Here is a 19,349-nt window from a genome sequence, read left to right on the forward strand (position 1 = left end):
GGACCGTTTCGGCCGAAGTGACAGGCCGCTCTTCCCTTCTGGTTTAGACCAATGCTTGGATCTGGTGGCGCAACGGACCCGCACGGCTACGACACGTCACCAACAGGAGGCGCGGCATGGTCCGCACCACCCCGCACGACCGCCCGCTCACCGAAGCGCAGCCGCTGTACTGGCGGATCGCCGACCAGTTGCTCGGCGAGCTGCGCGACGGAACGATCTCGCCGGGTGAACGACTCCCGGCGGAACGGCGGTTGGCAGTGCACTTCGGGGTCAGCCGGGAGACCGTACGGCAGGCGCTGGAGGTGCTGCGCCACAGCGGTCTGGTCACCACCGACCGGCGGGGCAGTCATGCCACGCTGTCCGGTCCTCCGGTCGAGACCCCGTCGGCCCTCACCTTCCCGGTCGGCGCCCGCTCCACGGCCCCCGGCGCCGTGGACCGGGCGACCGTCATCTGGGAGCCTCCCCCGCCGGACCACGCCGAGGCCCTGGGGCTCGCCCCGCACCGGCCGACCCTGGTGCACCGCTACGAGTCCGCGGACGCCGGCGGGCAGGGCCGGCGTACGGCTGTGACGTCGTTCTCCGCGGTGGCGCTCGCCGAGGTGGCGGAGCTCGCCCGCTGCCGCGACCGCGCCGACGGCACCGGTGCCGCCCAACTGCGGCGCGCCTACGACTGGATGCGCCGGGCGGGGCTCGCACTGCACCACCGGGACACCATCACCCGGCTCCCGGCCACGCCCTCGGTACGGGTCACCCGGCGCGTGCACGACCAGTACGCCCGCCCGCTGGAGATCACGGACCTCGTCATGGACGCCCAACAGGACGCCCTGGTCTATGAGTTCACGCTGCCGGCCGCCGTCTGAGCGCGCCCGGCCGGCAACCGCCGGGCCACCACCATCCGCACCCGTGGACTGCCGTCCCGGCGCAGCCCGAACTCGGGCAGGACCCGCAGTTCCACGTCGAAGCCCGCGCGCGCCAGCTCGCCGCGCACCTCTCCCAGCCGGAAGGCCCGGTAGTACATGACGAAGGGCGGCCGCCACACGGCGTTGCGCACCCGCATCACCGCGTCGAAGCCGAGCAGCATCCAGTAGGCGGGGGACGCGGGACGGGGCGGGGCCACGACCGGGAAGGCGAAGGTACCGCCGGGCCGCAGGACGGAGTGGACCTGGGCGAACAGGGCCGGCAGCTCGCGCGGAAGGAAGTGGCCGAACGCCCCGAAGCTCACCACCAGGTCGAAGGCGGCGGCGAACGGCAGGGCGCGGGCGTCCGCACGCACCCAGGCGACGCGTGTGTCCCGCGCCGCCACCCGCCGCCGGGCGACGTCGAGCATGCCGGCGCTGAAGTCGACGCCGGTCACGCTGCGCCGGCACACCTCGGCCAGCACGTCGACGCCCGCGCCGGTCCCGCAGCACAGGTCGAGGCCGTCGTCGTACGGGCCCGTCCGTGCGAGTGCCGACGTGACGGCGGTGAGCACCGACTCCGGCGTGCGGAACGGCGTGTGGTCGAACTTCGGGGCGAGCAGGTCGTATCCGCGCTCGACGGACGACAGGGCCTGGACGGCGAGTTCGCGCAGGGAGGGGCCTTCGGGGCCGAACATCCGCGTCACCCCGCCGCGACGCGCTGTTCCAGGACGGCGAGAACGCGCTCGCACCAGCGCAGGTTCTCCTCCTCGAAGGAAATGCCGCGCAACAGCGTCAGGTACGGTCCGATGCGGTCGGACTCGCGCAGGTACTCGTCCTCGGTGCGCCCGTCGAGGAGGCGGTCGCGGACGCGTTCGTAGCGGTCGAGTTTGCCGCGCGCCCACGCCGTGCGCTCCTCGATCAGGGCCCGGGTGCTCTCGGGGTCCTCCATGGCCTGGAGCTTGATCAGGAGTTCGTCGCGGACGGCGGTGGGGCGCCGGGGCGGCTCCGCGGCGAAGGCGCGCAGGTCCTGCCGGCCGGCCGCGGTGAGGGTGAACATCCGCTTGTTCGGCCGGCGTTCCTGCTGCACGAACCGGGCCTCGACGAGGCCGTCCTGCGCCAGGTGCTCCAGCTCCCGGTAGAGCTGCTGCGGGGTCGCGGGCCAGAAGTTGGCGAACGAGACATCGAAGACCTTGGACAGCTCGTAGCCCGATGCCTCGCCCTCCAGAAGGGCGGCGAGGACGGCGTACTTGAGGGACATGTGGACACGTTAACAGCAGGTGATTATTGTCGTCCGCACCTACTCAACTAATTGACTATGAGGTGATCCGATGCGTGTGTTCCGTGAGGCGGTCGAGGCGGGCGACTTCGATGCCGTGGAGGCCCTGCTGGCGGAGGACGTCGTCTTCACCAGCCCGGCCGTGTTCAAGCCGTATTCCGGCAAGGCGATCACGGCGGCGATCCTGCGCGCTGTGGTGCGGGTCTTCGAGGACTTCCGCTATGTGCGGGAGATCAACGACCCGGCCGGCCGCGATCACGCGCTGGTCTTCACCGCGCGCGTGGGCGACCGGGAGATCACCGGCTGCGACTTCCTCCGGGTGAACGAGGGCGGGCTGATCGACGACTTCATGGTCATGGTCCGTCCGCTGTCCGGCGCGCAGGCGCTGGCCGAGGCGATGGGGGCGCAGTTCGAGCAGATCGCGAAGGAGGCGGAGGCGCGCTCGGCGTGAGCGCTGTGTCCGAGGGCGGTGCGAGGACGACGGTCCGCGCGTCCCCGACGAACCGCCGCTACCCGGATCGACACTCCGCGAGCCGCCTTTGCAGAAACCTCCGTTCGGCGTCGTTCTCCACCCGTTCCAGGGCCCGCCGGTACGCCTCGGCCGCCTCCCGCGTACGGCCGCTGCGGCGCAGCAGATCGGCGCGGGTGGCCGCCAGCAGGTGGTAGCCGGACAGCTCGCCCTCGTCCTCCAACTCGGCGACCAGGGCGAGGCCCGCCTCCGTGCCGTCGGCCATGCCGACGGCCACCGCGCGGTTGAGGCGGACCACGGCGGAGGGCACGAAGCGGACCAACTCGCCGTACAGGGCGGCGATGTCGGCCCAGTCGGTGTCCTCGGCGGTGGGCGCGGTCATGTGGCAGGCGGCGATGGCGGCCTGGATCTGGTACGGCCCGGGGCGGCCGCGCCGCAGAGCGGTCTCCAGCAGGGCGGCTCCCTCGTCGGCCTCGGCCCGGTCCCAGGCGGTGCGGTCCTGGTCCTCCAGGGTCACCAGTTCGCCGGCCGCGTCGACCCGGGTGTCCCGGCGGGCGTCGTGCAGCAGCAGGAGCGCGAGCAGGCCGAGCACCTCGGGCTCGTCGGGCATGAGCCGGGCCAGGACTCGGGCGAGCCGGATCGCCTCCGCGCAGAGGCTCGTGCGGACGAGATCGGCGCCCCCGGTGGCCGCGTACCCCTCGTTGAACAGGAGGTAGATCACGCCGAGCACCCCCGTGGTGCGCTCGGGCAGGAGGTGCGCGGGCGGGATCCGGTACGGGATGCCGGCGTTGCGGATCTTCCGTTTGGCCCGCACCAGGCGTTGCGCCATGGTCGCCTCGGGGACGAGGAAGGCGCGGGCGATCTCCGGTGTGGTGAGGCCCGCGAGCGTACGCAGGGTGAGCGCGACCCGGGCCTCGATGGGCAGAGCGGGATGGCAGCAGGTGAAGATCAGCCGCAGCCGGTCGTCCCGCACGCCGCTGCCGTCACCACTGCCGTCCTCGGGTTCGTACGACGGTTCGTCGCGGGCCAGCACCGCCACCTCCCGGAGTTTCGCGGCCCCCACCGCCTCCCGGCGCAGTACGTCCAGGGCGCGGTTGCGGGCGGTCGTGGTCAGCCAGGCGCCGGGGCGGCGCGGCACTCCGTCGCGCCGCCACCGGTCGAGGGCCTGGGCGAAGGCGTCCTGGGCGCACTCCTCGGCGAGGTCCCAGTCACCGGTCACCCGGATCAGGGTGGCGACGACCTGGCCCCATTCCGCCCGGAAGGCGGCCGCGACGGCCTGCTCGACGTCCTCGGCGCCCGGCATGTCGTTCACTCCCAGACCGGCCGCACCTCCACCGACCCGCCGGCCAGCGCGGCGGGGTGCCGGGAGGCTAGGGCGATGGCCTCGTCGAGATCGGCGACCTCGATGATGTCGATGCCGGCGACGTACTCCTTGGACTCCACGAAGGGCCCGTCGCTGAGCAGGACCTCGTCGCCCCGGACCCGCACGGTCGTGGCGTCGGAGTGCGGCCGCAGCCGGGCGCCGCCCTTCACGACGTCGCGGCTGCGGACCTCGTCGATGTACGCGGTGAAACGGGGGTCGTCGGCGATCTCCTCGGGGCTGAGTTCCTCGCCGCCGACGGGGGTGCAGATGAACAGGACGTACTTCATGACCGCTCCTCGGTGTCGAGAAGGTCGAGCGAGACGTGCTCGTGCGCGATCAGCCAGCGCGGACCGACGTCGCGGTAGCCGGTGGTGACGCGCGTCAGGGCGTGGTGTGGGGCGCCGTCGGTGCCGGCGGCGCGCAGGCGGACGAGGGCGTGAGCGAAGGCGATGCTCTCGTCGACGTGGACGCGATGGTCCAGCACCTCTCGGGTGACGGGGCCGCCGGGGCCGGTGAACCGCTCCGCCAGGGACTTGCGCAGGGCGTCGATGCCCCGGTACTCCCGGCCGTCGACGTATGCCGTCACGTCCGGGGCGTAGCAGGCGGCCATGCGGTCGAGGTCCCGCTCCCGGGCGGCGCCGGTCAGCTCGGCGTCCAGCGCGCGGATCCGCGTCTCGGCGTCCTCGTCCTCCCAGAACGGCCGCACCTCCATGGCCCCCACGGCGGCGACGGGATGGCGCGCGGCCGCCTCGACCGCCTCCTCCAGGCTGTCGCACTCCAGGATGTCGAACCCGGCGACGTACTCCTTGGTCTCCGCGAACGGACCGTCGCCGCGCAGTACCTCACCGCCGCGCACCCGCACGGTGACGGCGTCGGCGGGGAGCGCGAGGCGGTGGCCGTGCAGGCGTACCCGACGGTCTCCGAGGTCTTCCACCCAGGGCTCGACGGGGGCCGTGCCCGCGGCGTCGGCGGTGTCGTCGCCGCAGACGAGCAGCATGTACTTCATGGATCCTCCCGGTCCTCATCAGCTTCCTCCACCCCACCGACGAACGGGACCGGCCCGAATCGACACCAGGGTGCCCGTGTCCGGGGTTCCCGCCGCCGCGGGCGGCCCGTTCGCGGTTGGATGTCCTCATGAGCACCGACGAGCACGCGCGGATGATGTCGGCCAACCAGGCGAACTGGGACGCCCGCACACCCGTACACCTCGCCAGCCGCTTCTACGGCCTCGACCAGGATCTCGATCCCGCCCGCTGGTTCGCCTCCTTCGAGTGGGACGACCTCGGTGAGCTGGCCGGACGTGACGTGCTCCATCTGCAGTGCCATCTCGGTACCGAGACGATCGCCTTCGCGCGGCGCGGGGCGCGGGCCGTCGGGCTGGACTTCTCCGCGGCGTCCGTGGCCGCCGCGAACGGGATCGCCGAGAAGGCGGGGCTGGACGTCACGTACGTACAGGCCAATGTGTACGACGCCGTGCAGGCCCTGGGCGGGCGGCGGTTCGACGTGGTGTACACGGGCAAGGGCGCGCTGTGCTATCTGCCCGACCTGGACCGCTGGGCCGGCATCCTGGCTCAACTCCTGCGTCCCGGTGGGCGGTTGTACATCGTCGAGTTCCATCCGCTGCTCAACTCCCTCGGCCCCAAGCCCGGTCCGGGCGAGGGGCCCGAGCTGCTCCTGCGCCACGACTACCTGGGCGGTGACGGCGCCGTGCACCGGGACGCGACGCGTACCTACACCGACGGACCCGCCGTCGAAGGCGCCACGGACAGCTACGAGTGGATGCACGGAACAAGCGAGGTCGTCAACGCGTTGGTGGGGGTGCGACTGAACATCCGGCGCCTCACGGAGAGCGACGAGCTTCCCTGGCCGCGCTGGCCGCAGATGGTGCGGACGCAGTCCGGCTGGTGGCGGCTTCCCGAGCCGCGCATCCCCCTGCTGTACGGTCTGCTCGCCACACGCTGACACGCCGTGGTACCGTCCCGTTAGCACCTGTGTACGCCCGGTCGTAGGCGCCGGTGCTTGTTTCTCCTTCAGTTCGCCGGTCGACGTACCGGCTTCTCCTCACCACCTCGTGACCAGTGGTTCTGCCGTATCCGAGGTGCTGTTTCCCGCCGCGCGGAGGCGTTCTGACCGCCTTCCCGATGGTCGCGGCGCATCCCTTCCCTCCGTATGTCCCATGCCTTCCGTCCGTGAAAGGACCGCCCCTCATGACCACCACTCTCGAACACCCCCCGGTCCAGCAGCAGCCCCCGGCCCGTGCCGTCACCGGTGTCCTCGACATCGACGCGAGCGGGAAGGGCCACCTGCGCGCCGAGAGCCTGCTGCCCTCCCCCGCCGACCTGTCCGTCTCCCCCGCTCTGATCCGCCGCCACGGTCTGCGCAAGGGCGACCTCGTCGACGGCGTACGCGGCACCCAGCGCGCGCTCACCGAGGTCGCCCGTGTCAACGGCACCGTCCCCGGCCACCACCGGCGCGGCTTCGGCGAGCTGACGCCGCTTCACCCGCGGGAGCGGATCCGTCTCGAACACCCGGCGTCCGGCCTGACCGGACGGGTCGCCGATCTGATCGCGCCCGTCGGCAAGGGCCAGCGCGGGCTGATCGTGGCCCCGCCCAAGACCGGCAAGACCGTGCTGCTCCAGCAGATCGCGGCGGCCGTCGCCGGCAACCACCCGGAGTGCCGGCTGATGGTGGTGCTCCTCGACGAGCGCCCCGAGGAAGTCACCGACATGCGGCGCTCGGTGCGGGGCGAGGTGTACGCCTCGACCTTCGACCGGGCGCCCAAGCAGCACATCGCGCTGGCCGAGCTCGTCATCGAACGGGCCAAGCGGCTCGTCGAGGCGGGCGAGGACGTCGTCATCCTGCTCGACTCTCTGACCCGGCTGTGCCGGGCGCACAACAACGCGGCCGCTTCCAGTGGCCGCACCCTGAGCGGCGGTGTCGACGCGGCCGCGCTGCACGGGCCGAAGCGCTTCTTCGGCGCCGCACGCCTGGCCGAGGAGGGCGGTTCGCTCACCATCCTCGCCACGGCCCTGGTGGAGACCGGCTCCCGGGCCGACGACTTCTACTTCGAGGAGCTCAAGAGCACCGGCAACATGGAACTGCGCCTCAGCCGGGACCTCGCCTCCCGTCGCGTCTTCCCCGCGGTCGACATCAACCCCTCCGGCACCCGCCGCGAGGAACTCCTCCTGCCCCCGGCCGAGTTGACCACCGTCCGCGGCCTGCGCCGGGCGCTTCAGACCCGGGACGGCCAGTCCAACCTGGAGACGCTGCTGGAGCGGATGCGCGAGACGCCCGACAACGCCACGTTCCTTCGGCGGATCCAGCCGACGCTGCCCGGCGAATGACACGCCGTCAAAGGATCGCCCGTCCGGGTGCAGGCGGGCCCCGACCGGCCCGGGCAGCGCGATGTACGGCGCGTCGGTTCCTACGTTGGCGGTATGACGATCGGATTTACCTCCCGGGCCCTTGTGTCCGCCTGCGCGGCCGGCCTGCTGGCGCTCGCGCCGGCCGCCGCGGTCGCCCGCACCGGGCACGACTCCGACCCGCCCGGCGGGCACCGGGCCACGACACCGCAGCCCGCGCTGCTGTACCGGTCCGGCCCGCATGCGCGCCCCGCGGCCGAGGTGCCCCGCGTTCCGCGTGTCTCCGCGCTCTCGTGGCTGGTGGCCGACGCCGACACCGGCGAGGTGCTCGCCGCGTACAACGCGCACCGGAGGCTGCCGCCCGCCAGCACGCTGAAGTCGCTGTTCGCCCTCACCGTGCTGCCGACCCTGCCCGGCGGAATCCGGCACACGGTGCGGGAGGAGGAGCTCTCCGGGATCGGGCCGGGCAGCAGTCTGGTCGGGGTCGCCGAAGGACGTACGTACCAGATCGCCGATCTGTGGCGCGGAGTGTTCCTCAGTTCCGGCAACGACGCCGTGCGGGTGCTGGCCTCGCTCAACGGCGGCTGGCGCTCCACGGCCGCCCGTATGCAGACCAAGGCGCGTTCACTGGGTGCCCTCGACACGCGCGTCGTGTCGCCGGACGGCTACGACACACCCGGCCAGGTGTCGTCGGCGTACGACCTGGCGGTGTTCGGCCGGGCCGGACTGCGCAACGCGGAGTTCGCGCGGTACTGCGGCACGGCGACGGCGAGGTTCCCGGGCAGGGGCGGCTGGTCGTACGAGATCCGGAACACCAACCGGCTGCTGACCGGCGCGGACGGTGTGGACCGGTACCCGGGGGTGATCGGCGTCAAGAACGGCTACACCAGCCATGCGGGCAACACGCTCATCGCCGCCGCCCGCCGGGGTGAGCGCACGCTCGTCGTCACGGTGATGAACCCCCGGGCGGGCGGGTTCGCGGTCTACGAAGAGGCCGGCGAACTGCTGGACTGGGGGTTCGGGGCGGCAGGACGGGTCGAACCGGTGGGGTCGCTGGACGCCTTGCGGGCCAAGCCGAGACCCGGGCCGGTGAAGGTGCCCGTGGTCGCGGCGGTGGAGCCCGGGGGCGCGGCCGGCTGGCCGGAGGCCTTCGTGATCGCGGGCGCCGCCGGGATGGGGGCGGGTGCCGTGTCGCTGGTGACGCGCGGCAAGGTAGAGCCGTCCGCACCGAGCTGACGGACCGGCAGCCACAGCAGCAGGCCGAGCGTGATCCAGACGTAGGTGTTGCTGCCGAGGAAGCCGTCGACGCCGGACGCGTCGTCGAACCACAGCCACACCACGCTGGTGCACAACACCGCGTACAGGGCGCCCGCGATCCGCAGGCGCCCGGCGCGGACGAGGACCGCGAAGGACGGCAGCAGCCACACCAGGTGGTGGACCCAGGTGATCGGGCTGACCAGACAGGCGGTCAGCCCGGTCAGGGCGAACGCCGCGGTCCAGTCCTTCGCGACGACCGCCCGCCGGGTACGCGCCACCCAGACGCCCAGGACCAGCAGCACCACGACCGCCCAGACCGCCCGGCTCGACACGTCGAGCCGGGCCAGAACGCCCTGCAACGACTGGTTGGAGACATAGTCGAGACGGCCCACCCGCGTGGTGTCCCACATCGCGTGCGTCCAGTAGAAGCGGGACGCGTCGGGGGCCACCCAGGCCGCCAGCGCCGTCGCTCCGGCGGCGACGGCCGTCGCCACGGCGGCGGCTCGCCGGCGCCGGGCCACCAGCAGCAGGCCGATGAACGCGGCCGGCGTCAGCTTGATCGCCGCCGCGAGGCCGATGCCCACGCCCGCCCAGCGGTCCCGGCCCGACGCCAGCAACCCGCAGTCGAGGAGCACCAGAGCGAGCAGCAGCAAGTTGACCTGGCCGAAGCTGAAGGTGTCCCGCAGCGGTTCGAAGAGGGCCAGAGCGCACCCGGCCGCCACCCAGCCGTACCAGCCGTGGCGCCGCCAGGCCCGTCCCGCCAGCACGCGCAGCGCGAAGGCCAGTGCCGCCAGGTTGAGCAGGAACGTCAGCGCGATCGCGACGCGCAGATCGACCAGCGCCATGGGCAGCATCACGACGGCGGCGAACGGCGGGTAGGTGAAGCCGTACGTCGTGCCGGGCACCCGGTAGTCGTAGATACGGCCGTCGTGGTGCGTCCAGCTGTCGACGGTGCCGTAGTAGACGCGCAGGTCGAACCAGTCGCGCAGCAGCGGCACGGTCGCGGTGAAGACGGTCACGGCGGCGGCGAGGACCAGGACCAGCGCGAGCCGGCCGCGGTCGGTGCGGGGAAGTCTCATGAGGTGCGCTCCAACGCCGGGGCCTGCGCCGCGAGATGCGCCTGCCACAGGACGACCACGGCGAGCGCGCCCCCGGAGATGGCCAGCACCAGTTGGCCGGCGTCCGCGGCGCCGCCGCTGGGCAGGACGGCGAGCGCGAGCACTCCCGTCAGGGCCGCCACCCGGTGCCGTACCGAGGTGCTGGGCGCGGCGGCGGCGATGAGGAACAGGCCCCACAGTGCGTACCAGGGGCGGATCGCCGGTCCGAAGGCGGCCACGGCCGCCAGGCTCAGGCCGAGCGCGTACACGGGGCGCGGACGCCAGCGCCACCATATGAGAAGCACGAGCACCGCCGTGAGCACGAGACCGAGGACATGCCACACCGGGACGGCCAGCGGGGCCAGATCGCTGCCGGCCTGGTCCAGCAGCGTGGCGGTGGCCCGGCCGAGCAGGCTGGTGAGCGCCCAGTTCTGCGGGGAGACCGGGGTGTCCAGGGCGCCGATCCAGCCGTATCCCGTGCCCGCGACGGCCGTCGCGGCGACCGTGGTGGCGGCGGACGCGGCCGCCGTCGTCACCACCGCCTTCGCCGCACGGTGGCCGGAGCGCATCTGGAGCAGCACGACCGCGGCGAGGCCGAGGGCGGCGGGCGCCTTGACGAGGGCGGCGAGTGTGACGAGTACGGCGCCCAGGACCGGCCGGCGGCCGAGCGCCGCGACCAGTCCGGCGCCGAGCAGGCCGAGCATGATGGCGTCGTTGTGGGCGCCCGCGACCAGGTGCAGCAGCACGAGCGGGTTCAGGGCACCCAGCCACAGCGCGGCGGCCGGGTCGGCGCCGCTGTGCCGGGCGAGGCGCGGCAGCGCGGCCGCCATCAGCGCGACCCCGAGGAGCGCTATCAGGCGCATGCCGAGCAGTCCGGCGGGCAGTTCGCCGCGCGTCACGGTGGACAGGGCGGAGGCCACACCGAGGAACACCGGGCCGTACGGAGCCCCGGTGTGTCGCCACAGCGGGGCGACCTCGTCCGCGAGCGGGCCCCCGAGACGGGCCGGCCCGTACGCGTACACGTCGATGTGCGCGTCGACCATGGCGCCTTGGGCCAGGTAGCTGTAGACATCCCGGCTGAACAGCGGCGGCGCGATCAGCAGCGGGGTGGCCCAGACGGCCAGCACCAGCAGCAGGGCGCGCGGGGTCGGCGGGTCGGCGCCGCGCACGAGGCGTCCCAGCAGCAGCCACGCCACTATCAGCAGGACGACACCGAAGTACACGCCGACCAGGCCCAGCGCGGCGTGCACCGAGCTGGGTGCCAGGAGTTCCCGGACCGGCAGGGCACCGGCCGTCTCACCGCCCAGGGCGAGGAAGGCGGTTCCGGCCAGACCCAGGACCTGGCAGCGGCGGAGATCGACGGGGAAAGCCATGGCCAACACTCGGGCAGCGTGTCAACGCCGGGTGGCTTTCAGTTGACGCGGGGCCCTCCGGGGGGAAGCCGGACTGTGACTGGCCGGTGATCTGATGCGAGGGCGTTCCTGAGCGGCGTGACCTCGACCCGCATCAAGAAGTTCCGTCAGAACACCGACAGGCCCGTCAGCGTCGTGAAGCGGTCCAGTGCTGCCACTCCTGCCACCGAATTACCCCGTTCGTCCAGGCCGGGGCTCCATACGCACAGCGTGCAGCGGCCCGGTACGACGGCGATGACGCCGCCCCCGACACCGCTCTTGCCGGGCAGGCCCACCCGGTACGCGAAGTCGCCCGCCGCGTCGTACGTGCCGCAGGTCAGCATGACCGCGTTGACCTGTTTGGCCTGGCTGCGGGTGAGGAGGCGGGTGCCGTCGGAGCGGACTCCGTGGCGGGCCAGGAAGGTGGTGGCGAGGGCCAGGTCGGAACAGGACGCCTTGATCGAGCACTGCCGGAAGTACTGGTCGAGCAGGGCCGGCACGGGGTTGTCGATGTTGCCGTAGGACGCCATGAAGTGGGCGAGGGCGGCGTTGCGGTCGCCGTGCGTGGACTCGGAGGCGGCGACGCCCTCGTCGAAGTTCAGGGCCGGGCTGCCGCTCTCGGCGCGCAGGAAGGACAGGAGTTCACCCGCCGCGTCGCCCGTACGGGTCTGGAGGCGGTCGGTGACGACGAGGGCGCCCGCGTTGATGAAAGGGTTGCGTGGGATGCCGTTCTCGTACTCCAGCTGGACCAGGGAGTTGAAGGGGTTGCCGGAGGGCTCGCGGCCCACGTGCTCCCAGAGCTCGTCGCCCTCGCGGGCCAGGTCGAGCGCGAGGGTGAAGACCTTGGTGATGGACTGCGTGGAGAACGGCTCGCGCCAGTCCCCCACGCCGTACACCGTGCCGTCGAGTTCCGCGACGGCCATGCCGAAGCTGCGCGGGTCGCAGGCCGCGAGCGCCGGGATGTAGTCGGCGGGCCGGCCGCGGCCGGGGGTCCGCTCGATCTCCTCCGCGATGCGCTCCAGGATCGGCTGGAAGGTCAGTGACGACGTTGACGCTGCCATGATCACCATTGTGCCTCCCGGCCGGTCCCGGTGCGCATCTCGGGTAGCGGTTCCGGCTGGTCAGGCCAGGGCCTGGCCACTGCCCGCGACGACCTCCGGACGGAGCAGGTCGGCGAGGGTCTCGGCCGGCAACAGGCCCTTCTCCAGGACGAGTTCGGCCACTCCCCGGCCGCTGGCGAGGGCCTCCTTGGCGATGTCGGTGGCCGCCGTGTACCCGATGTGCGGGTTCAGGGCGGTGACCAGGCCGATGGAGTTCTCCACGGTCCGGCGCAGTGCCTCGGTGTTGGCGGTGATGCCGTCCACGCAGCGCTCGGCGAGGGTCAGGCAGGCCGCGCGCAGGTGGGTGATCGACTCCGACAGGGAGTGCAGGATGATCGGCTCGAAGGCGTTGAGCTGGAGCTGTCCGGCCTCGGCGGCCATGGTGATGGCGACGTCGTTGCCGATCACCTCGAAGGCGACCTGGTTGACGACCTCGGGGATCACCGGGTTGACCTTGCCCGGCATGATCGACGAACCCGCCTGCACCGGCGGCAGGTTGATCTCGCCCAGGCCGGCACGCGGCCCGGACGACAGCAGCCGCAGGTCGTTGCAGCTCTTGGACAGCTTGACGGCGATCCGCTTGAGCACGCCGGACATCTGCACGAACGCGCCGCAGTCCTGGGTCGCCTCGACCAGGTTGGCGGCCGTGACCAGCGGGAGCCCGGTGACCTCGGCGAGGTGGCGGCGGGCCGACTCGGCGTATCCGGCGGGGGCGTTGAGGCCGGTGCCGATGGCCGTGGCGCCCAGGTTGATCTCATGGATCAACTCGACTGCCTCGGCAAGACGGGACCGGTCCTCGTCGATCATGACGGCGTACGCGGAGAACTCCTGGCCGAGCGTCATCGGCACCGCGTCCTGCAACTGGGTACGGCCCATCTTGAGCACGTCGCGGAACTCGACGGCCTTGCGGGCGAACGCGTCCTGGAGCACGGCCATCGCCTTGAGCAGCCCGCGCACCGCGAAAACCGTCGCGATCTTGACGGCGGTCGGGTAGACGTCGTTGGTCGACTGACCGAGGTTGACGTCCTCGTTGGGGTGCAGGTGCTGGTACTGGCCCTTGGCGTGGCCCAGCAGCTCCAACGCCCGGTTGGCGACGACCTCGTTGGCGTTCATGTTGGTCGACGTGCCGGCGCCGCCCTGGATGACGTCGACGACGAACTGCTCGTGCAGCTTGCCGGAACGGATCTCACGGCAGGCGGCGACGATGGCCGCGGCCTTCTCGGGGGCGAGGAGGCCGAGTTCCTCGTTCGCGAGGGCGGCGGCCTCCTTGACGGCGGCGAGGGCGTCGATGAGGTGCGGGTAGGCGGAGATCGGCGTCCCGGTGATCGGGAAGTTCTCCGTGGCCCGCAGGGTGTGGACACCCCAGTAGGCATCGGCGGGGATATCCCGGTCGCCAAGCAGATCGTGCTCACTGCGGGTGACGGCGTTCATGAAGGAACGGTTCTTCTTTCTGGAGAGGGTGAGGTTGGCGCCCCTTCAGGGGCGCGGGGCGTTGTCTATGTGCGGCTGCCGCCGCGTGGGCGCGACCAGCCACATGCGACCCGCAGCCGCCGAACGACGGATCCGGCACTTCCCTAGGCGCAAGCCGAAACAACAACCGGCTCCAGCGAACGAACGGGCCGCACACACCCGACCGCCCGCCCGCCACCCAGCAGCGCCTCCCCCTGGAACTCGGTCAGCAGCCCAGGATCGACCCCGGCCCGCGCGAGAGCGGCGGCAGCCACCGGCACCCGCGCCCGGTTCGCCCCGTCGGCGATCTTCACGGCGACGGCACGCCCGTCCGGCAGCGCGGCGACCTGCACGCCCTCGAACCCGTCCTTGGCCAGCAGCCCCGGCACGGCCCGCATCAGCGCGGCCACGTCCCGCCCGGAGCCGGAGGCCATCTCGGCGTGCTCCCGCATCGCGTCGGCGACCCGGAATTCGGGCGTCCCGGGCACCGCCGAGGTGATCCGGGCGGCCGCACGGGCGAGCCCGTGCAGCGAGACGGAGAACAGCGGCGCACCGCAGCCGTCGACGGTCACCCGGGCGATGCGCTGCCCGGTGAGGTCCTCGACGATCTCCGCGATGGCCTGCTGGAGCGGATGGGCGGGGTCGAGGTAGTCCTCCAGGGACCACCCGTTGAGCACGCAGGTGTACAGCATGGCCGCGTGCTTGCCGGAGCAGTTCTGGGCGAGCCGGGAGGGCAGGCGGCCCTCCCGGACCCAGGCGTCCCGCACGACCGGGTCGTACGGCATGTCCGGGACGTTGCGCAGGTGGTCCTCGGTGAGTGCGGCGAGTTCGAGGATGCGCCGGGCGCCGGCGAGATGGCGTTCCTCGCCGGAGTGGCTGGCCGCGGTGAGCGAGAGCAGCTCACCGTCGAGCGGCAGCCCGGCCCGCGCCATGGCGACGGCTTGCACCGGCTTGAGCGCGGAGCGCGGGTAGAAGGCGGCCTCGATGTCACCGAGCTGGAACCGGACGTCGCCGTCGGCGCCGAGGACGACGACGGAGCCGTAGTGGATGCCTTCGATCATTTCGTCGCGTATGAGGTGGGCGACGGGGGCGTGGAGAGGTTCGCGGACAAGGGGTGCGTCCGCTGTGGAACTGCTGTACATCACTGTCTGGCTGCCTGGTTGTCGTGGGTCGATGAGGAGTCGTCGACCGACACGGTTGTCACGCGTCGGCCTTGGTGGCGGTGCGCCCGGCACGGCCGCGGATGGCGTACCAGCCCGCGACCAGCGCTGCGACGATCAGCGGCAGGCACAGCACGGTGGTGCGGCCGGCGCCTCCGTCGGCGTACATGAGGACCAGGACGGAGGCGAGGAAGGCCAGCGTCACGAGTTCGGTCCAGGGGGAGCCCGGCAGTCGGTAGTCCGGGCGGTCGAGTTCGCCCTTCTGGGTCTTCTGCCAGAAGAGCAGGTGGCAGATCATGATCATGCCCCAGGTGGCGAGGATGCCGATCGCGGCGAAGTTCAGCACGATCTCGAAGGCGTCCGCGGGGACGACGAAGTTGAGACCGACGCCGAGGACACAGATTCCGCTGGTGAGCAGGATGCCGCCGTACGGGACCTGGCTGCGGCTCATGACCGACGTGAACTTCGGGGCGGAGCCGGACATCGCCATGGAGCGCAGGATGCGGCCGGTGGAGTACAGGCCGGAGTTGAGCGAGGACATGGCCGCGGTCATCACGACGAGGTTCATGACGCCGCCGGCGGCCGGGATGCCGATGTTGGACAGCACGGTGACGAAGGGGCTCTCCCCCGCCTTGTACGACGACCAGGGCAGCAGCATGGACAGCAGGAGGACCGAGCCGACGTAGAACAGGCCGACGCGCCACATGATCGAGTTGATCGCCTTCGGCATGATCTTCTCGGGGTTCTCGGTCTCACCGGCGGCGACGCCGACCAGCTCGACGGAGGCGTACGCGAAGACGACGCCCTGGACGATCAGCAGCATCGGCAGCAGGCCGTTCGGGAAGAGGCCGCCGTGGTCGGTGATCAGGGAGGGGCCGGGGGTGGTGCCGTCGACGGGGTGCTGGGTGACCAGCAGGAAGATGCCGATCAGCATGAAGACGACGAGTGCGCCGACCTTGATGATCGCGAACCAGAACTCCAGCTCGCCGAAGATCTTCACCGAGATCAGGTTCACGGTGAGGACGACGGCCAGGGCTATCAGCGCGATCACCCACTGCGGTATGTCGGAGAACATGCCCCAGTAGTGGGTGTACGTGGCCACCGCGGTGATGTCGGCGATGCCGGTGGTGGCCCAGTTCAGGAAGTACATCCAGCCCGCGGTGTACGCGCCCTTCTCCCCCATGAACTCCCGGGCGTAGGACACGAAGGCGCCGGAGGACGGGCGGTACAGGACGAGTTCGCCGAGGGCGCGCACGACGAGGAAGGCGAAGATTCCGCAGACCGCGTAGGCGATGAACAGGGACGGGCCGGCGTCGGCGAGTCGGCCGCCGGCGCCGAGGAACAGGCCGGTGCCGATGGCTCCGCCGATGGCGATCATGTTGACGTGCCGGGACTTCAGCGACTTGCTGTAGCCGAGGTCTCCGGCGTCGACGTGACCGGACTGGGGGCGCGTCTCTTCTTTGAGGTGCTGCTCGCTCACGCCTCGGGTCCGCCTTCCGTGGTGCTGTCCGTGCGCGCGGGGCGCACGATGTCGGTGAGGGTGGTCTCGACGCGGTCCAGGTGGTGGGCCATGGCGTCGGTCGCGTCGAGTTCGGAACCGTCGATCAGCGCCTCGACGATCGCCCGGTGCTCGCGGTTGGACTGCTCGCGGCGGCCGCCCAGCTCGTTGAGGAAGGCCGACTGACGCGCCAGTGCGTCGCGGATCTCCTCGATGACCCGGCGGAAGACCGGGTTCTGGGCGGCCTCGGCCACGGCCAGGTGGAAGAGGGTGTCCATCGCGACCCACGCGGTGGTGTCCGTCTCCCGTTCCATGCGGTCGAGCAGGTGGGCGAGGTGGTCGAGGTTCTCCGGGGTGCGGCGCAGTGCCGCGTACCCGGCGACCGGGATCTCGACATGCCGGCGCACCTCCAGCAGATCGCTGGCCGCGTAGTCGCCGAAGGTGGGGTCCTCGACGGCGTTGGCGACGACGAAGGTGCCCTTGCCGGTCTTGGAGACGGTCAGGCCCATCGTCTGGAGGGCCCGCAGGGCCTCGCGCAGGACGGGACGGCTGATCTCCAGGGTGCGGCAGAGTTCCGCCTCGGAGGGGAGCTTGTCGCCGATGGCGTACTCGCCCCGCTCGATGGCGCTACGGAGGTGTGCCAGAACGGCTTCCATGGCACTGATGCGCCGCGGGGGCTGTCCGGCTGTCCGGCTGTCTGACAGGTTCACGGGAGTGATACTCCGGGTGAGCCATGGGTGGTGTCAAGGGAGTCGAAGGCGGAGATTCACGCGGTGTGACGCCTGAAAGCCGACTTCACACCGCGATCCGGGACGACGGCCGATCACAGGTCAACTGTTGATCACCCCGGTGCCCAACAGCCCGAACAGCAGCACCCCCACGACGATCCGGTAGATCACGAAGGCGTTGAAGGAGTGCTTGGCCACGAACTTCAGCAGCCAGGCGATGGAGGCGTAGGCCACGACGAAGGACACGGCGGTGCCGACGGCCAGCGGCAGCGCGCCCGTGCCCGTCGTGCCGAGGGCGTCCTTCAGCTCGTAGACGCCGGCGCCGGTGAGGGCCGGGATGCCGAGGAAGAAGGACAGGCGGGTGGCGGCGACCCGGTCCAGGTCGAGCATCAGCGCCGTGGACATCGTGGCGCCGGAGCGCGAGAAGCCCGGGAACAGCAGGGCGAGGATCTGCGAGCTGCCGACGAGCATCGCGTCCTTGAAGGAGGTGTCGTCCTCCCCGCGCTTGTGCCGGCCCATCTGGTCGGCCGCCCACATCACCCCGCTGCCGACGATCAACGACGCGGCCACGACCCACAGCGAGGCGAGCGGCCCCTTGATGAGCGGTTTGGCGGCCAGGCCCACGACGATGATCGGGATCGTCGCGTAGAGCACCCACCAGGCGAACTTGTAGTCGTGGTGGTACCGCTCCTCCTTGTCCCGCAGCCCGCGCAGCCAGGCGGAGACGATCCGCACGATGTCCTTGAAGAAGTACACGAGCACGGCGGCGATCGCGCCGACCTGGATGACGGCCGAGAACCCGACGACCGCGTCGTCGTCGACGGGGATGCCCATGAGCCCCTCGACGATCTTCAGATGGCCGGTCGAGGAGACGGGCAGGAACTCGGTCACCCCCTCGACGGCTCCGAGGACGACGGCCTGACCGACGCTGATGACGCTCATGGGATCCAGTTCCGGGACGGGACAGTGGCGCGCACTGTCCTACCAGGTGAGGGTGTGATCCCGGCGCCGACAGCGCCACACGGCGGCCTAGGACCACACCGCGTGGGCGATCGAGACCCCCGCGAAAGCGGCGCCGAGACCCGCGGTCACACTCCCCGCGATGTTGGCGACGGCGTACAGACCGGCGCCCGTCTCGGTCAGCCGCAGGGTCTCGTAGGAGAAGGTCGAGTACGTGGTGAGGGCCCCGCACAGTCCGGTGCCGACCAGCAGCTGCACGTGGGAGCCCGCGGCGCCCTGGGCCACCGCGCCGGTGAGCAGGCCGAGGACGAGGGAGCCGGAGACGTTGACCAGGAAGGTGCCCCAGGGGAACACCGAGTCGTGCCGCGACTGCACCGCCCGGTCGGTGAGGTAGCGCAGGGGCGCGCCGACGACGGCGCCCGCGATCACCAGGAGCCAGTTCACGGCGCCTTCTTACCTTCCGTGTTCTTACCGTCGGTGTCCGGTTCGGGCGGAGTGTCGTCGCGGCCGGTGTACCGGATGACCTCGCAGTCGTCGAGGGTGACGAGTCCTTCGGTGACGAGTTCGTCGAGCTGTGGCAGGAAGGCCCGTACGCGCTCCTCGGTGTCGACGATCACGATCGCGACCGGCAGGTCCTCACTCAGGGACAGCAGCCGTGAGGTGTGGATCAGGGAGGAGGCGCCGAAGCCCTCGATGCCGCGGAAGACGCTGGCGCCCGCGAGGCCGGCGGCGTGGGCGCGGTGCACGATCTCGGCGTAGAGGGGCTTGTGGTGCCAGGTGTCGTGCTCGCCGACGAAGACGGTCAGACGCAGGGCTCTGCCGGTCAGCCTGGTCATGGCTGTCTGCCTTTCAGGACGCGGCGGGTGGTCGCCGCCGCGAGCCAGACCGCCGTCAGTGCCGCGGTCAGGGTGGCGGCGAGATAGGCCAGGCCCACGCGCGGGTGCCCGCCGTCCACCAGCCTCTGGATGTCCACGGCGTATGTGGAGAAGGTGGTGAAGCCGCCCAGCACTCCGGTGCCGAAGAAGGGGCGGACCAGGCGGTGGGCGGCCCACACCTCGGTGATGACCACCATGAAGACACCGATCACGGCGCAGCCGACGACATTGGTCCAGAAGGTCGCCCACGGGAAGCCACCGGGCCCGGCCGGCCACCACAGGGAAACCGCGTACCGGGCCGTCGCTCCGCTCGCTCCGCCGAGGGCGACGACCGCGACGACCGGCGCCTGGGCCCGCAACGCGGTCCGCGGTGGGGTGCGGACGGGAGCGCGCAGGCTCTCGGTGTCCGGGGCTGTCATGGTCGTGCGTCTCCTGCCTGGCCGTCTCACCGCTCCTCGCCAAGTG

Annotated in this window: 20 protein-coding genes and 1 pseudogene; 5 read left to right on the forward strand and 16 right to left on the reverse strand. The window is 71.5% G+C overall.

Annotation, left to right across the window (positions count from 1 at the left end):
- Positions 1–116: 116 nt before the first annotated feature.
- Positions 117–860, forward strand: a complete 744-nt coding sequence (locus ACFU95_RS12355; protein WP_383825693.1) for a GntR family transcriptional regulator — start codon at positions 117–119, stop codon at positions 858–860.
- Here ACFU95_RS12355 and ACFU95_RS12360 read toward each other — a convergent pair.
- Both ACFU95_RS12360 and ACFU95_RS12365 read right to left on the reverse strand, forming a co-directional pair.
- Positions 830–1,594 (reverse strand): class I SAM-dependent methyltransferase, encoded by a 765-nt coding sequence (locus ACFU95_RS12360; RefSeq protein ID WP_383825696.1) that lies wholly within the window; start codon positions 1,592–1,594, stop codon positions 830–832. The two genes, ACFU95_RS12355 and ACFU95_RS12360, sit on opposite strands and share 31 nt — an antisense overlap.
- 5 nt (positions 1,595–1,599) lie before the next feature.
- Positions 1,600–2,157: a PadR family transcriptional regulator gene (locus ACFU95_RS12365; RefSeq protein ID WP_383825698.1), complete on the reverse strand. Its 558-nt coding sequence runs from the start codon at positions 2,155–2,157 to the stop codon at positions 1,600–1,602.
- Between the two features lie 70 nt (positions 2,158–2,227).
- Between ACFU95_RS12365 and ACFU95_RS12370 the strand changes: the two genes are divergently transcribed.
- Positions 2,228–2,626 (forward strand): nuclear transport factor 2 family protein, encoded by a 399-nt coding sequence (locus ACFU95_RS12370; protein WP_383825701.1) that lies wholly within the window; start codon positions 2,228–2,230, stop codon positions 2,624–2,626.
- A 58-nt stretch (positions 2,627–2,684) separates the two neighbouring features.
- Here ACFU95_RS12370 and ACFU95_RS12375 read toward each other — a convergent pair whose 3' ends face one another.
- Genes ACFU95_RS12375 through ACFU95_RS12385 form a run of 3 tightly spaced genes read right to left on the reverse strand, consistent with a single transcriptional unit; the run spans position 2,685 to position 5,013 of the window.
- Positions 2,685–3,947, reverse strand: coding sequence for an RNA polymerase sigma factor (locus tag ACFU95_RS12375; RefSeq protein ID WP_383826064.1), 1,263 nt, complete (start codon positions 3,945–3,947; stop codon positions 2,685–2,687).
- Between the two features lie 5 nt (positions 3,948–3,952).
- Positions 3,953–4,294: a YciI family protein gene (locus ACFU95_RS12380; RefSeq protein WP_383825703.1), complete on the reverse strand. Its 342-nt coding sequence runs from the start codon at positions 4,292–4,294 to the stop codon at positions 3,953–3,955.
- Positions 4,291–5,013: an SgcJ/EcaC family oxidoreductase gene (locus ACFU95_RS12385; protein WP_383825705.1), complete on the reverse strand. Its 723-nt coding sequence runs from the start codon at positions 5,011–5,013 to the stop codon at positions 4,291–4,293. Before ACFU95_RS12385 ends, ACFU95_RS12380 begins: the two co-directional genes overlap by 4 nt.
- Before the next feature lie 128 nt (positions 5,014–5,141).
- Here ACFU95_RS12385 and ACFU95_RS12390 point away from each other — a divergent pair, with 128 nt between their 5' ends.
- From ACFU95_RS12390 to ACFU95_RS12400, 3 genes and pseudogenes are all read left to right on the forward strand, one after another.
- Positions 5,142–5,969 (forward strand): class I SAM-dependent methyltransferase, encoded by an 828-nt coding sequence (locus ACFU95_RS12390; protein WP_383825707.1) that lies wholly within the window; start codon positions 5,142–5,144, stop codon positions 5,967–5,969.
- A 245-nt stretch (positions 5,970–6,214) separates the two neighbouring features.
- A complete protein-coding gene (gene rho / locus ACFU95_RS12395) occupies positions 6,215–7,351 on the forward strand; it encodes a transcription termination factor Rho (RefSeq protein WP_383825710.1) in 1,137 nt (378 codons plus the stop codon).
- A 93-nt stretch (positions 7,352–7,444) separates the two neighbouring features.
- Positions 7,445–8,320, forward strand: a pseudogene (locus tag ACFU95_RS12400) (D-alanyl-D-alanine carboxypeptidase family protein); the annotation flags it as partial.
- Positions 8,321–8,352: 32 nt separating this feature from the next.
- On the opposite strand, the gene ACFU95_RS12405 reads toward ACFU95_RS12400, so the two are convergent.
- From ACFU95_RS12405 to ACFU95_RS12455, 11 genes are all read right to left on the reverse strand, one after another.
- On the reverse strand, positions 8,353–9,705 hold the full coding sequence (locus ACFU95_RS12405; protein WP_383825713.1) for a glycosyltransferase 87 family protein: 1,353 nt from the start codon (positions 9,703–9,705) through the stop codon (positions 8,353–8,355).
- Positions 9,702–11,096, reverse strand: coding sequence for a polyprenol phosphomannose-dependent alpha 1,6 mannosyltransferase MptB (gene mptB, locus ACFU95_RS12410; RefSeq protein WP_383825715.1), 1,395 nt, complete (start codon positions 11,094–11,096; stop codon positions 9,702–9,704). The genes ACFU95_RS12405 and mptB overlap by 4 nt, the downstream gene beginning before the upstream one ends.
- Positions 11,097–11,242: 146 nt before the next feature.
- Positions 11,243–12,184 carry a glutaminase gene (locus ACFU95_RS12415; protein ID WP_383825718.1) on the reverse strand — a complete coding sequence of 314 codons (942 nt, stop codon included), beginning with the start codon at positions 12,182–12,184 and terminating at the stop codon, positions 11,243–11,245.
- A gap of 51 nt (positions 12,185–12,235) precedes the next feature.
- On the reverse strand, positions 12,236–13,645 hold the full coding sequence (aspA, locus tag ACFU95_RS12420) for an aspartate ammonia-lyase (protein ID WP_383825720.1): 1,410 nt from the start codon (positions 13,643–13,645) through the stop codon (positions 12,236–12,238).
- A 143-nt stretch (positions 13,646–13,788) separates the two neighbouring features.
- Complete coding sequence (locus ACFU95_RS12425) at positions 13,789–14,805, reverse strand: asparaginase (protein WP_383825723.1); 1,017 nt, start codon at positions 14,803–14,805, stop codon at positions 13,789–13,791.
- Between the two features lie 58 nt (positions 14,806–14,863).
- Positions 14,864–16,303: an amino acid permease gene (locus tag ACFU95_RS12430; protein WP_383825726.1), complete on the reverse strand. Its 1,440-nt coding sequence runs from the start codon at positions 16,301–16,303 to the stop codon at positions 14,864–14,866.
- The gene (locus ACFU95_RS12435) at positions 16,300–16,977 is read right to left on the reverse strand and encodes a FadR/GntR family transcriptional regulator (RefSeq protein WP_234761851.1); all 678 of its coding nucleotides are present in this window, start codon (positions 16,975–16,977) and stop codon (positions 16,300–16,302) included. Before ACFU95_RS12435 ends, ACFU95_RS12430 begins: the two co-directional genes overlap by 4 nt.
- 174 nt (positions 16,978–17,151) lie before the next feature.
- Positions 17,152–17,991, reverse strand: coding sequence for an undecaprenyl-diphosphate phosphatase (locus ACFU95_RS12440; protein ID WP_383825728.1), 840 nt, complete (start codon positions 17,989–17,991; stop codon positions 17,152–17,154).
- Between the two features lie 87 nt (positions 17,992–18,078).
- A complete protein-coding gene (gene crcB / locus ACFU95_RS12445; protein ID WP_383825731.1) occupies positions 18,079–18,453 on the reverse strand; it encodes a fluoride efflux transporter CrcB in 375 nt (124 codons plus the stop codon).
- The gene (locus ACFU95_RS12450) at positions 18,450–18,845 is read right to left on the reverse strand and encodes a DUF190 domain-containing protein (RefSeq protein ID WP_383825734.1); all 396 of its coding nucleotides are present in this window, start codon (positions 18,843–18,845) and stop codon (positions 18,450–18,452) included. The genes crcB and ACFU95_RS12450 overlap by 4 nt, the downstream gene beginning before the upstream one ends.
- On the reverse strand, positions 18,842–19,303 hold the full coding sequence (locus ACFU95_RS12455) for a fluoride efflux transporter FluC (RefSeq protein ID WP_383825737.1): 462 nt from the start codon (positions 19,301–19,303) through the stop codon (positions 18,842–18,844). Before ACFU95_RS12455 ends, ACFU95_RS12450 begins: the two co-directional genes overlap by 4 nt.
- Positions 19,304–19,349: the final 46 nt, after the last annotated feature.

Origin of the sequence: Streptomyces sp. NPDC057623, from assembly GCF_042800355.1 — a bacterium.
Classification (GTDB): domain Bacteria; phylum Actinomycetota; class Actinomycetes; order Streptomycetales; family Streptomycetaceae; genus Streptomyces.